Origin of the sequence: Actinomyces sp. MRS3W, assembly GCF_032465695.1 — a bacterium.
In the GTDB taxonomy this organism is placed as follows: domain Bacteria; phylum Actinomycetota; class Actinomycetes; order Actinomycetales; family Actinomycetaceae; genus Actinomyces.
The window spans coordinates 17,410-29,667 of record NZ_JAWDJJ010000120.1 but is presented as its reverse complement, the minus strand read 5'-3'; the positions used below and the strand labels follow the sequence as shown (position 1 = coordinate 29,667).

General features: G+C 65.6%; 11 protein-coding genes and 1 pseudogene. 9 read left to right on the top strand and 3 right to left on the bottom strand.

What is annotated here, in order from left to right:
* The 3 genes and pseudogenes from RWX45_RS04225 to RWX45_RS04215 all read left to right on the top strand — a co-directional run.
* Positions 1-771: pseudogene (locus RWX45_RS04225) on the top strand (MFS transporter); the annotation flags it as partial.
* A gap of 99 nt (positions 772-870) precedes the next feature.
* The gene (locus RWX45_RS04220; RefSeq protein ID WP_316022523.1) at positions 871-1,053 is read left to right on the top strand and encodes a hypothetical protein; all 183 of its coding nucleotides are present in this window, start codon (positions 871-873) and stop codon (positions 1,051-1,053) included.
* 61 nt (positions 1,054-1,114) lie between these two features.
* Positions 1,115-1,519 carry a hypothetical protein gene (locus RWX45_RS04215; RefSeq protein WP_316022522.1) on the top strand — a complete coding sequence of 135 codons (405 nt, stop codon included), beginning with the start codon at positions 1,115-1,117 and terminating at the stop codon, positions 1,517-1,519.
* Between the two features lie 30 nt (positions 1,520-1,549).
* Here the strand turns inward: RWX45_RS04215 and RWX45_RS04210 are convergent, their stop codons facing one another.
* A complete protein-coding gene (locus RWX45_RS04210) occupies positions 1,550-3,643 on the bottom strand; it encodes a beta-galactosidase (RefSeq protein WP_316022521.1) in 2,094 nt (697 codons plus the stop codon).
* Between the two features lie 268 nt (positions 3,644-3,911).
* On the opposite strand from RWX45_RS04210, the gene RWX45_RS04205 reads away from it, so the two are divergent.
* The 4 genes from RWX45_RS04205 (at position 3,912) to RWX45_RS04190 (ending at position 8,693) form a co-directional block, all read left to right on the top strand.
* A complete protein-coding gene (locus RWX45_RS04205) occupies positions 3,912-5,186 on the top strand; it encodes a maltose ABC transporter substrate-binding protein (RefSeq protein ID WP_316022520.1) in 1,275 nt (424 codons plus the stop codon).
* 110 nt (positions 5,187-5,296) lie between these two features.
* On the top strand, positions 5,297-6,652 hold the full coding sequence (locus RWX45_RS04200) for a sugar ABC transporter permease (RefSeq protein WP_316022519.1): 1,356 nt from the start codon (positions 5,297-5,299) through the stop codon (positions 6,650-6,652).
* An 8-nt stretch (positions 6,653-6,660) separates the two neighbouring features.
* The gene (locus RWX45_RS04195; RefSeq protein WP_316022518.1) at positions 6,661-7,593 is read left to right on the top strand and encodes a sugar ABC transporter permease; all 933 of its coding nucleotides are present in this window, start codon (positions 6,661-6,663) and stop codon (positions 7,591-7,593) included.
* A 71-nt stretch (positions 7,594-7,664) separates the two neighbouring features.
* Complete coding sequence (locus tag RWX45_RS04190; RefSeq protein WP_316022517.1) at positions 7,665-8,693, top strand: LacI family DNA-binding transcriptional regulator; 1,029 nt, start codon at positions 7,665-7,667, stop codon at positions 8,691-8,693.
* A gap of 137 nt (positions 8,694-8,830) precedes the next feature.
* Here RWX45_RS04190 and RWX45_RS04185 read toward each other — a convergent pair whose 3' ends face one another.
* Positions 8,831-9,304, bottom strand: coding sequence for a VOC family protein (locus RWX45_RS04185; RefSeq protein WP_316022516.1), 474 nt, complete (start codon positions 9,302-9,304; stop codon positions 8,831-8,833).
* Between the two features lie 139 nt (positions 9,305-9,443).
* Between RWX45_RS04185 and RWX45_RS04180 the strand changes: the two genes are divergently transcribed.
* Together RWX45_RS04180 and RWX45_RS04175 are read left to right on the top strand one after the other, a co-directional pair.
* Positions 9,444-10,475, top strand: coding sequence for a helix-turn-helix transcriptional regulator (locus RWX45_RS04180; RefSeq protein ID WP_316022515.1), 1,032 nt, complete (start codon positions 9,444-9,446; stop codon positions 10,473-10,475).
* Between the two features lie 88 nt (positions 10,476-10,563).
* Entirely contained in the window at positions 10,564-11,001 is a 438-nt protein-coding gene (locus RWX45_RS04175; RefSeq protein ID WP_316022514.1) for a nuclear transport factor 2 family protein, read from the top strand.
* Positions 11,002-11,128: 127 nt separating this feature from the next.
* Here RWX45_RS04175 and RWX45_RS04170 read toward each other — a convergent pair whose 3' ends face one another.
* Positions 11,129-12,184 carry a LacI family DNA-binding transcriptional regulator gene (locus tag RWX45_RS04170; RefSeq protein ID WP_316022513.1) on the bottom strand — a complete coding sequence of 352 codons (1,056 nt, stop codon included), beginning with the start codon at positions 12,182-12,184 and terminating at the stop codon, positions 11,129-11,131.
* Positions 12,185-12,258: the final 74 nt, after the last annotated feature.

The window sequence follows — 12,258 nt, the reverse complement described above, 5'->3', positions numbered from 1 at the left end:
AGTCTGCTCACCGCGGCGGTGCTGTACGTCCTGGCCGCCGGCGTCGTCACCCGCCTCGGGGCGCGTCAGCTGGGCCCAGATGAGCCCGCCGACGACGGCCTCGGCCCCGCGCTCGCGGCCACGGCGGGCGATCTGGTCAACGCCGTGCGCTACCTGGTGCGCCGCGGCACCCCGGGCCTGGCGCTGACCACCATGGCACTGCACCGATTCGTGTACGGCATGGAGGTCATCACCATCATCCTGACCGCGCGCAACCTGTTGGCCGCTCCGGAGGACGCCGACACCGGGCTCGCCATCTTCGGCGTCCTCATGGGGGCGATGATCGCCGGCCACGGGTTGTCGGTGGTGCTCACCCCGCTGGCGCACGAGCGCGTGGCGCCGTCGACCTGGATCGTCATGTGCCTGCTCGGCGGCAGCGTCGGCCAGCTCATCCTCGTAGCCACGCACCAACAGGCCGCGATGACTGTGGGGATCTTCATCTTCGGCGTGGGCGTGCAGGGAGCCAAGATCGCCGTCGACACCATCGTGCAGGGGGATACCGCCGACGCCTACCGCGGCCGGGCCTTCTCCATCTACGACGTCCTGTTCAACACCGCCGAATGCGTGGCCGCAGGGGTGGCGGTGCTGGTCATGCCCGACGCCGGCTGGTCGCGCGCCGTGCAGATCGGCCTGGTGGGTTTCGTGTGGTGCGTAGCCCTCATCTATCGCAGCCGCGTGCGCGCCCTGGCGGACCAGCCCCGCGAGGTGATCGGTCTGCCCGGGCTCGCCTGAGCCCAGGGCGCGCTGGCGCCGTCGGCCGCGGTCCCGGATCCGCGAAGAACGCCGGACGATGGCTCGCCGGACATGAGGGCAGTGCGAGACACTGGAACCGTGAAGCGTGTCCTCGTCACCGGTGCCGGCGGATACCTCGGGTCCAACCTGGTGCCGTCCGGGGCGGGCCGTCCCCTGTACGACCGCTCCAAGGCTCTCGGACAGGGGGCGGTGCTGACCGAGGCGGCGCGGGGACTGGATGCGGTTATCTGCCAGCCCACCGGCATCATCGGCCCCCGTTGACCGTGCGGGCTCTCGCGTCAACGGGCTCATTGTCGATGCCGCTCGGGGGCGACGGCCGATCGTGGTCAGCGGCGGCTTCGACTGGGTCGACGTGCGCGACGTGGCCGCCGGCCTGGTGGCGGCGCTCGAGCGAGGAACCGCCGGGCGGTCCTACGTGCTCAGCGGAATCCGGGCCGAGCTTGTCACCCTCATGTCGCTCGGCGCTCTGCTCGCCGGGCACACCCCGCCGCGCCTGGCGTTGCCGCTGGCGTGGGCACGGCCATTTGCACCGCTCGGCGAGGCGGTCGGGCGCCTGCTGCACACCGACGTGTTCACCCCCGCGGCCCTGAACGCCCTGGCGGACAATCCCACCGTGTCCGGTGCGCGGGCCCGCTCGGAACTGGGCTTCCAGACGCGGCCTTTGGCGATCACCGTGCGCGACCTGCTCCTCGACGCCGGCATCGAGCCCGTGATGCCACTGCCGTGATGCGCGCTGTCCTGCAAGCAGGAGGCGCAGCTAGTCGCCGTTCGTACGCACCGTCCGAACGACGCGGACGCCACCGGCGCTGACGGTGAAGGAATCCGCCGTCTCTCTCGTGAGCAAATCGGTGCCGGCCACGTCTACTCGGTGATCGACGTCGTCGTGATTAATGAGGATGACGAAGTTCGTGTTGGCTCCGTGCCGGGTGACTGCCTCCAGCTTCGGAGCGGGGATTCCGCCATCAACCTCGGGGCGATCGCTGGGCGGGTCCAGGAGCGGCTCGAGGATCTCGGCGAGGACGTCCCGGTCCATGAGCATGGAAACGTAGACGGCCACCCCCTTGCCATAGCGGTTCATGGTGACGACGGGGCCGGGGGTCGGGCCGTCGACGGCGGTCCACACCGCTTCGGCGCCCTCCAGCCGGAGGTCTTCACTCCAGGTGTGGGCGGTGAGGTAGCGGCTCGAGCCCAGAGTGGTGGGCATGGCGGTGTGCACCACGCCCGCCTGCGGCTGGACGGGGGTGAGGGTCACGGTATCGCCTTGGCGCACCGGGCGGATCTCCGCGACGGTGAGGCCCAGAACTTCCCGCATGGGCCCGGGAGCCCCGCCGGCGTGAACGCACTCATCGTCGTCAACGACGGCGAAGAATGGCAGCGCGGCGAATCGTCCGCCGCGGTGAACGAAGGCGGCGAGGTTGTTCCCGGCGGCCTCGGACAGAAGATACGAGGCCGGGGCGATGACGACATCGTAGGCGTCCAGATTGCTCTCGGGATGAACTAGATCAACGACGGTGCCGCGCTCCCACAACCAGCGATAGACGGTCCGGAGCTGGTCGCGGTGGCGCATGAGCACGCTGGGGCGCCAGGCAAGGTCCTGGGCCCAAAATGAGTTCCAGTCCCACAGCAGCGCCACGCGAGCATTGACCACACTGTCGCGCAATTCGGCCAAATCCTGCAATTGTGCGCCAAGCTCGCATACCTCTCGGAAGACCCGGGTGTCAGTTCCGGCGTGAGGCACCATGGCGGAGTGGAACTTCTCCGCGCCGCGGCGGGACTGCCGCCACTGGAAGGCAAGAATGGCGTCGGCGCCGCGGGCCACATGCGCCAGGGCATTGCGCCGTTCCTCGCCCGGCAGCTTGGCCCAGTTATGCGGTTGCCAGCTCACCGCCGAAACCGAGTGCTCCATGAGAACCCAGGGTTTGCCGCCGGCGAGGGATCGGGTGAGATCGGATTCCATCGCCAGCCAGATGTGAGCGTCGGGGTCGGCGGCCTCGAGGTAGTAGTCGGTGGACACCACATCCATTTGCTCGGCCCAACGCCAGTAGTCATTGGCGGGGCAATTGGTGGCCATGAGGTTGGTGGTGATGGGGGAGGCCGCGTCGTAGCGGCGGATGATGTCGCGCTCGGCGGTGAATCGGGCTAGCAGCGAGTCCGAGGTGAAACGCGCATAGTCAAGCTCGCACAGGGGATTGAGTGCGGTGCCCGAGTGGCGGGGTGTGCCGATCTCCTCCCAGGAGCCGTAGAGCTGCCCCCAGAAATCCGTGCCCCAAGCTGTATTGAGAGCGGCGAGCGTTCCGTAGCGATGGCGCAACCAGGCGCGAAACGCCTGCTGCGAGACCTCGCAGTGGCAGTCGCCGCCGGGCGCGCCGTACTCGTTATGCACGTGCCACATGGCAATGGCGGGGTGGTCTTTCACGTGTGCGGCGATGGCCTCGGTGATGCGTGCGGCCGCCTCGGCGTATGCGGGTGAGTGGGGACAACAGATCCCGCGTGAACCGCCCTGGCGGATGGTGCCGTCAGCTTCGATGAGTCGGGCCTCGGGATGCTGACGATAGAACCAGGCCGGTGGGGCAGCCGTGGGTGTGGCCAGGTCGACGGCGATGCCCGCCTCATTCAGTAGACCCAGCACCTCGTCGAACCGGCTGAAATCGAACTGGCCAGGGCGGGGCTCGATGCGTGCCCAGGACCAGATGCCGATGCTGACCATGGTGACTCCGGCGCGGCGCATGAGGTCGATGTCCTCGCGCCATACCGCGGGGTCCCACTGCTCTGGGTTGTAGTCGGCGCCGTAGTGGATTGGGCCCGCAGGGATCTGCGCAGGGGCCGCGTAGGCGGCAGGCGAAACGGCCATCAATAGCCTCCAATTCTGAGAACGGTCCCAATCAAGACGCAGTACGGCGTGAAGGATCCCTCCATCACGACCTCTGTGATTTCAGGAGTTTCGGCGAGTCTACTCGAAAAGTAACGAGTAGATGACGCGAGCTTTCAAGCTTGACAGGTGTGAGAACGAGACAAATACTAGGACCGGTCACAGTACCTGTCAAGGTCGCCATGCTCGAGGCGGGCCGGGACATCGCGGTACTCAGGGACTGACAGAAAGACTCAGAGAAGAGGACATCATGCGTTCAACCCGTCCCCTGTGGACTGCCCCCCACCTGTCCAGGCGCGGCCTGCTCGCCGTCGTCGCCACCGCTGGCACAGCGGCCACGCTCGCCGCATGCGGCTCGTCATCCCCCACCGATAACGCCGCCTCCGACTCAGGCGAGATCGATACCTCCACGCAGATCACTCTGAAGGTGTGGGAGTCCCTCCTGGGTCCGGATGAGTTCATCAAACAGGCCGGCGAAAAGTTCACCGAGCAGTACCCCAATATCACCATTGAGTTCGTCAACGTCGAGCTGGGTGATGCAGCGACCCAGATTCCGCTCGATGGTCCCGCAGGCAACGGTCCCGACGTCTTCGCGGCCCCGCACGACTCGCTCGGCGACCTGGTCACCGGTGGACACGTCCTGGCGGTCAGCGACTTGGAGACCCTCCAGGCCAACGTCACCGAATCCGCTATCACCGCGGACACCTGGACCGACGGGACCGTCTACGGCTATCCGGTCGCCGCCGAAACCTACGCGATCTTCTACAACAAGGAGCTCGTCGACCAGGTGCCCACCACCCTGGAGGAGGTCATTGCCTTCGCGAAGGACTTCAACGCCGCCAACTCAGGCAAGTACGGGTTCGTCATGGACGTGGGCAACTTCTACTACACCTTCCCCTTCATGACCGCTGACGGCAACCGCCTGTTCGGTGAGGACGGGCTGGATGAGGCCTCCCCCAACCTCAACACCGAAGCTGCGATCACGGGGTTCACCGCCTTCCAGGGGCTGCGTGATGTCCTGCCCGTGGCGGCCTCCGACCTCGCCACCGACACCGTCGATGGCCTGTTCGCATCCGGCAACGCCGCCATGCACGTCTCGGGCCCGTGGAACGTGAAGAACTTCCGGGACAAGGGCATCGATTTCGGTGTCGCGCCGCTGTTCTCACTTGATGGCGCAGCCGATCCCGCCACGACCTTCTCTGGCGTGCGCACCATGTTCGTCTCCGCCTACACCGACCACCCCGTGGAGGCAGCCGCCTTTGCTGCGTTCCTCACCACTCCGGAAATGCAGCAGCTGCGCGCGGACATCACCGGGATGATGGGCGTGTCGACGACGGAGCTGACCTACTCCGACGAGTCGGCTGCAGGTTTTGCCGCGCAGATGGAGTACACCTTCGCCATGCCGAAGATCGCGCGGATGGCCCGGGTCTGGGATGCGCTGAACGCGGCCTCCGCCAACATTTGGGACGGGGCCGATGTCGCTCAGGAGCTTGACGCAGCACAGACTGCGGTCCTCGCGGAGTGACCGACGCGCCGGCTCCGCCCGGAATCCCGAGTGCGGAGCCGGCAGGCCAACCCGTCCCCTCAGTTCACTCGTTCCCACCCTCATTGCCTAGTCCCAAAGAGGAGTCATTCATGGCATCCGCAGTCGTACAGGCTCGGCCGACGTCGGAGTCCAGCACCGAGCGAGTCTCCGTCTCGCGCGTCCGGCTCCTCAGCGTCCTATTCATGGGGTTGGCACATCTGACCGTGCTGCGCCAACGTACCAAGGGCCTGCTCTTTGCCGCCGTCGAGCTCACCTTCCTTCTGGCCCTTCCCGTCACCATCGGCAAGATCGTCGACTTGGTGACGCTCGGTGATCCGGCTCCGAACCTGCCGGTCAAGATGCGTCCGAATTCCCTGTTCATGCTCATCGACGGCATCACGGTGCTCGCCGTCGTCGGTGTTTTCGTGGCGCTGTACTGGGTCTCCATCGCCTCGGCACGGCGCACCGCCTGCGAGATCAACCTCAGCGGATTCCCCGCTTCGGGGCAGCAGCGCGGAATCGCGGACGACCTCACCAATCGTGCCTTCCCGGTCGTGGGATTGGCGCCTACCTTCGTGCTCATCGTTTTCTTCGTGGTGGTGCCGCTGGTCTTCTCCGCGCTCGTGGCCTTCACCAACTATTCCTCGCCCAGCAACATTCCCCCGGCCGCCACCATCGATTGGGTGGGTTTGGACAACTTCCGCACCATGTTCGGAGGCAACGCCGCGTGGACGGGTGCGCTGGTGCGCGTGTTCGCTTGGACGATTGTGTGGGCATTCCTGGCCACCGGCACCTGCTACATCGGTGGGATGGTCATGGCCGTCGTGCTGCAGAACTCCCGGTTGCGCATCACGCCCCTCTTCCGGGCCGTGTTCATCCTCCCCTACGCCATCCCGGGGGTTGTCTCGCTGCTGGTGTGGCGCAACCTCCTCAACGGCGCGTTCGGTACCGTCAACCGCACCCTGCAGGCGCTGCATATCATCTCCGATCCCATACCGTGGCTGAGCGACCCGTGGCTGGCCAAGTTCGTCGTCGTCCTCATCAACTTGTGGTGCGGATTCCCCTACTTCATGCTCTTGGTGACCGGCACGATGACCTCGATCTCCGCCGACATCATCGAAGCGGCCAAGATCGATGGTGCCAGCAGCTGGCAGATCTTCCGGAGAATCCAGGCTCCCATCATCCTGTACCAGACAATGCCGCTTATCATCATGAGCTTTGCTGCCAATATCAATAACTTTGGTGCGATCTTCTTCCTCACCGGCGGCGATCCGACCGTCTCCGACTCGGTGACCACTGGCGCCGGCGGCACCGACATCATGGTCTCGTGGATCTACAAGCTCACGGTCAACTTGCAGCAGTACCAGAACGCGTCGGTGCTCGCGATCATGATTTTCCTCATCATCGCCCCCTTCGCGATCTACAACTTCCAGCGGACCAAGTCCTACAAGGAGGGTGACCTCTGATGGCGCATATGACCACACCCGCGCTCCCTGGAGCCGACGACGGGAAAACTTCCCTCAATGCTTCGGCCTCGGCGCCCTCCCTGCATGTGGCGGGCGAGAAAGATCGCTCCGGGTTTGTTCGCACCATCAACACGGTGGTGCTGGTCGGCTTCCTGTGCTTGGTCGCCTTGGTGGTGCTCTGGCCCGTCGTCCACATGGTGGCGGCGGCCTTCACCCCCGGTCAGTCGATCTCCAACATGCCCGTTATCCCATTCACGGAGGGGCTGACGAGCGAGCACTTCACCTACGTATTCACCCAGACGCAGTACCCGCGCTGGTTCCTCAACACCCTCATCATCGCCGTGCTCACGACGATCGGTACCCTCGTATTCGCCTCAATGGGCGCCTACGTTTTCAGTCGCTTTACTTTCACCTTCAAACGGCCCTTCCTGATGAGCCTGCTTATCCTCAATGTCTTCCCGTCCTTCGTGGGAATGGTCGCGATCTACGTGGTGCTGCTGCGGATCGGTGGTCTCGACGAGCTGTGGGGTTTGGTGCTCGTCTACCTGGCGGGGAACCTGCCGTACACGACCTGGATGGTCAAGTCTTACATGGACAACATTCCCCGCTCGCTCGACGAGGCCGCACGCCTGGACGGTGCCTCGAACCTGCGGGTGTACTGGAGCATTATCCTGCCCGTGGCCCGGCCCATTCTCGTGTTCCTGGCGATTACGAGCTTCACCCAGCCGTGGATGGACTTCATCTTCCCCAAGATGGTTTTGCGCTCCCCGGAGAAGCAGACCATCGCACTGGGACTCATGTCCTTCGTGTCGGACAAGAACAATTTTTTCACTACCTTCGCCGCCGGGGCGCTGCTCGTAGCGATTCCGTTTGTCATCTTCTTCGTGCTGACACAGAAAATGCTTGTGTCCTCGTTGGCCGGTGCCGCCGTCAAGGAATGATTCGGCCGAGGCGGGGCGGATCAATCCACCCCTGGTGCCGTAGGAACTGAACCGACCGGTAAGGTGTAACCATGTCCAAGCGCGCAGGCAAGCGCCCCACAATCCGCGACGTCGCGGCGGTAGCAGGAGTATCCCGGGGGACAGTCTCACGCGTCATTAACGGGGGACACTGGGTCAGCCCAGAGGCCCGCGAAAAAGTGGAGTCGGCCATCGCCCGCACCGGGTACGTGGTCAGCCACTCGGCGCGTTCCTTGGCTACCGGGCGCGCCGGCTCAATTGGTTTTCTCCTGACCGAGCCTCAGCAACTGCTGTTCGAAGACCCGAACTTCTCGATCCTCTACCGGGCAGCTGCCGCTGCGCTTGCCAAAGTCGACCTGCCGCTCGTGCTCATGGTGGCGGGCACGGAAAGCGAGCGCACCCAGGTGCTGCGATACATCGGCGCCGGGCACGTTGATGGAGTCCTGCTCATTTCCAGTCACGAGGGCAACCCCGTAGTCGCTTCACTCTTGGACGCGGGCGTTCCGACGGTCGCCTGCGGGCGGCCTCTGGGGTACGAGGATCGCATGGGCTGGGTGGCGGCGGATGACCGCACTGGAGGCCGGGCTATGACTCGGCATCTCCTGGAACGGGGCTGCCACAAGCTCGGCATGGTGACCGGCCCGCCGGATACCTCCGGGGGGTCTGAGCGTTATCTCGGCTTCGTGGATGCGATGACCGAGGCTGGTATCGCCGTCGACCCGTCCTTGGTCGTCCACGGAGACTACTCACGCGCCTCGGGGAACGCCGGCGCTGCCGAGTTGCTGGCCCGGCATGAGGATCTCGACGGCATCTTCGTCGCCAGCGATCTCATGGCTGCCGGCGCTCTGGAGGTGTTGCGGCATGCCGGGCGTAGGGTTCCGGATGAGGTTGTGGTGGGCGGCTTCGATGACTCCGGACTAGCCGCCACGCTGGAACCGCCGTTGACCACGATGCGCCAGCCCTTCACTCGGATCAGCGAGGAAATGGTGCGGCTTCTGCTGGGCGTCATCGACGGCGAGGACCCAGCATCGATTGTCTTACCGACGACGCTGGTGGAAAGGGCCTCCACCGCACGCGGTTAGCCGCCCGGAAAGCTGGTTACTCGGCTCGGCTAGGTCGGTAGCGGACGGGCTGCACACAATGCGTCTGCACCCCGGATGCAAATCCGCGTCATTCCACGGAAAGCGCAGCGGTACCTCGGTGCCATAGTGTGCGGCGGTCAGTTCGAGGCGCCGATGTTGAAGATCCAGCGGACGCCGAAGCGGTCCACGAGCACGCCGTTGAGGTCGCCCCAGGGACTTTCCGTGAGCGGCTCGACGTTCTCGGCTCCGGGCTCGAGCCCGTGCCAGCATGCGGTCAGGCGTTCGCGCTCCTCGCCATTGAGGCACAACGCCCAGTCGAGGCCGGGCACCGCCCGCGTTCCCGCGGATGTCGGTGCCGGCGACGACTCCGGCTGAGCCGTCGGTGCCGTCTCGGAGGTGGACAGGGGCCGGTCGGTGCCCCGCAGGACGAATCCGTCATCGGTGCGCAGAACCCCATAGACGATGTCCTCTTCGCGTCCGGATGGCGCAGGTAGGTTCCACGCGGCGAAGGTCTCCAGGTCCAGGTGTCCGCCGAACACCGAGTGGTAGTACTCCAGGGCCTCGCGAGCGCATCCGGTGAAGCTGATGTAGGCGCTGAGGTCTGCGTGCATGAGGGGCTCCTTCATGATCGGGTGGTGAGCGAGCGCCCCCGATGGTCGGGGGCAGCGACGGGCGCCGCGTAGCGACCGCCCGCTAGAGTCGAGTCTGGCGGGTGAACACGACATCTCATGTCAGGGATCGGAGGTTGCCATGCGAGCCGATCGGCTACTGCGCATGATCTGGATTCTGAGCGGACGCGCGCGGCCGACGCCGTCGCCCGAACTCGCCGAGCGCCTCGGGGTCAGCGTCCGCACGGTGCTGCGGGACGTTGAGGCGCTGTCCGCTGCGGGCGTGCCGGTGTACACCCAGCAGGGCCGCGGAGGCGGAGTCAGCCTGCTGCCCCACTGGCGACCGGACATGCTGGGACTGGACGATGACGAGGCCCGGGCCCTCACGGCCGTCGTGTCCGTGGCGGGGGCAAAGGCGCTCGGCGTTGACGACTCCGTGCGCCGGGCGCTGGCAAAGGTAGGAGCCTCGGCGGGAGGAGCATCCTCGGGGAATGCGGTGCAGCTGGCGTCCCGGGTGGTCATCGACCCGGACGGGTGGCTGCCCGGCGTGGGGGCGTCGCCGTGGCTCAAGGAGGCGCTGATGGCCGTGGAACGCCATGAGTCGGTGCGGTTCCGCTACACGGCTGGCGCCTCGGGAAAAGTCCGGAGTGTCGACACTCCGGCCCTGGGGCTGCTGTGCGCGGGCTCGGACTGGTACCTCGTGGGCCGTGCGCGGCAGGACACTCGGTTCTACCGCCTGGACCGGATCGATGACCTGGCGCGCTATGAAGCAGCCGGAGCGCAGAAGGGCTCACGCACCAATGCCGACGCGGCCTTCGATCTGCTAGCCGAGTGGCAGGAGGCCCGCAGTCGTTTCCGCGTCGGATTCCACCCGTTGCCCGCCGTCCTGGAGGTTGACGCCGACGCCGTGGGTCGGCTGCGCAGCCTGGTGCGGGTCGAAGCGGTGGATGGGCAAGCGGCGATGGACTCCGCGCATGAGGGTCATGACGGCGAGGGAGCGTCCTCGTCGCGCGTTCGCGCGGAGGTCACCTTCGCCGACATCTCCCACGCACTGGAGGCCCTGCCTCGCCTGGCAGGTCGGGTGCGGGTCGTTGAGCCGCGCGAACTGCGGGCCGGACTGCGCCGCCTCGCCGAGCAGCTGCTGGCCGACTGTGAGGAGGCGCACATAGAGTAATCCGGACATAAGGTGTCTGGGATGTGTTGAGAACCTCCGGTGGTGAGGTCGATTGGCCTCGTTAACGCCAACATTCCAAGGAGCACCCATGGCAGGAACCACCGGCACCCAGGAGACGATGGACGCGCAGGCGCGTGTGCACGAGTACTTCCGCGCCTGGACCTCGGGGAACATCCCCGGAGCCCTGGCGCTGATGACCGACGACGTCACGGTGAACGCACCCAACGGGGAGTACCACGGCGAGGCCGGATACCGCGACTTCCTTGAGGGCTTTTTACGGTTACTCGACGCGGTCGAGGAGTCCACGATTCTCGTCGACGGCGATACCGCGATCATCTGGTACCGCTACCGCACGCGTATCCCGGGCTTGGCCCCGCAGCTCGCCGCCGAGCGCATCACCTTGCGTCAGGGGAGGATCGCCATCATCGACTACCTCTTCGATCAGGTCCCCTTCGCACAGGCATTCGGATCCGCCACCGGCGCCGACCTGCATGAAGCGGTCAATCGCGGGCAAGCGCGCGGGTGATGAGTTTGCGCAGCTCGTCGACGTTCGGGGAGGGCTTGATGAGTCTGCCGTGCAGGAGGATGTCGAGGGTGGTGAACGGGAGAGACTTGCAACCTCCTACGAAATGCCCCGAGCACACCGCGATGGGTTAGGCGACGGTGGACCCGGATACGATGAGGCGACCGGCGATCTTCTCGACTCCGGGGTGCGGATGCCCTGCCATCGCCTCGCGCAGGCGCTTGGCCGCGATTCGACCGATGCGTTCAAGCCCCATATCAATGGTCGTCAGACCCGGTCGGCAACCGTCGACGACGGCCCGCCAGTTGTCGTGGCCTGTCACCGCCACGTCATTGGGCACGCTCACGTGGTGGTCGCGGAGGTAATCCAGTGCGCCGCGAGCAATCTGGTCGTTTCCACACACGATGCCGTCTATGGCGGGGTCTCGACTCAGAAGTCCGCGCGTTGCGCTGCGTCCCCACATCTCACTCCACTCTCCATACAGAGGACTTCCCTCGGCGGGCTCCAACCCGGCTTGGGTCAGCGCCGCCATAGACCCGGCGACGCGATCGACGGAGGCGCCATAATCCTGGTCTCCCTGGATGATTGCGATATGGGACTTGCCCTGGGCGATGAGATGCTCGGTCGCCATGCGGCCGGCGAGGACGTTATCAGCGACGATGGAGGTGTCAGAGGGGTCGATCGACGGCGCATAGGCGTAGACGATGGGCACGGGGATCTTCTTTCCCAGAGAGGGGCGGGGGTCCGGACGGGCGCCGACGACGACGAGCCCGTCGACCCTGCGCTCGAGCATGGTGGCGAGGTGGTGCTTCTCGCGGATTGCGTCACCCCGGGCATCGCAGAGCATGACGGAGACCTCGTTGATACCAAATGCGTTCTCGACGCCCATAAGTAGCGGGATCGAGAAGCGTCCGACAAGGTCGTGGGTGATGAGGCCGACAGTGTTGGTGCGGCCAGTCGCGAGGCTGCGGGCGACGGTACTAGGGGCGAAACCGAGCTGGTCAGCGGCGGCTCGCACGCGCTCGCGGGTGGAGGGGCTGACACCTTCACGACCGTTGAGCGCCTTGGATGCTGTTGACAGGGAGACGTTGGCTCGGGCGGCAACCTCAGCGAGCGTGACGGGACGGTGAAGGTTGGCGTCGCCTTCGGCTTGACTGTCACTTTCGAAAGTAGATGCGCTCGTCATGGTGAGACGATACCGTGCTGGCCGTCGGCAGGCAAGTGGCGTAATAACAGTAAAAAGCGTAGACGATCGTCAGA

Bases quoted from the DNA above. Each gene is read 5' to 3' on its own strand.
- RWX45_RS04210 (WP_316022521.1), bottom strand. From the start codon at position 3,643: ATGGCCGTTTCGCCTGCCGCCTACGCGGCCCCTGCGCAGATCCCTGCG.
- RWX45_RS04205 (WP_316022520.1), top strand. From the start codon at position 3,912: ATGCGTTCAACCCGTCCCCTGTGGACTGCCCCCCACCTGTCCAGGCGC.
- RWX45_RS04200 (WP_316022519.1), top strand. From the start codon at position 5,297: ATGGCATCCGCAGTCGTACAGGCTCGGCCGACGTCGGAGTCCAGCACC.
- RWX45_RS04195 (WP_316022518.1), top strand. From the start codon at position 6,661: ATGACCACACCCGCGCTCCCTGGAGCCGACGACGGGAAAACTTCCCTC.
- RWX45_RS04190 (WP_316022517.1), top strand. From the start codon at position 7,665: ATGTCCAAGCGCGCAGGCAAGCGCCCCACAATCCGCGACGTCGCGGCG.
- RWX45_RS04185 (WP_316022516.1), bottom strand. From the start codon at position 9,304: ATGCACGCAGACCTCAGCGCCTACATCAGCTTCACCGGATGCGCTCGC.
- RWX45_RS04180 (WP_316022515.1), top strand. From the start codon at position 9,444: ATGCGAGCCGATCGGCTACTGCGCATGATCTGGATTCTGAGCGGACGC.
- RWX45_RS04175 (WP_316022514.1), top strand. From the start codon at position 10,564: ATGGCAGGAACCACCGGCACCCAGGAGACGATGGACGCGCAGGCGCGT.
- RWX45_RS04170 (WP_316022513.1), bottom strand. From the start codon at position 12,184: ATGACGAGCGCATCTACTTTCGAAAGTGACAGTCAAGCCGAAGGCGAC.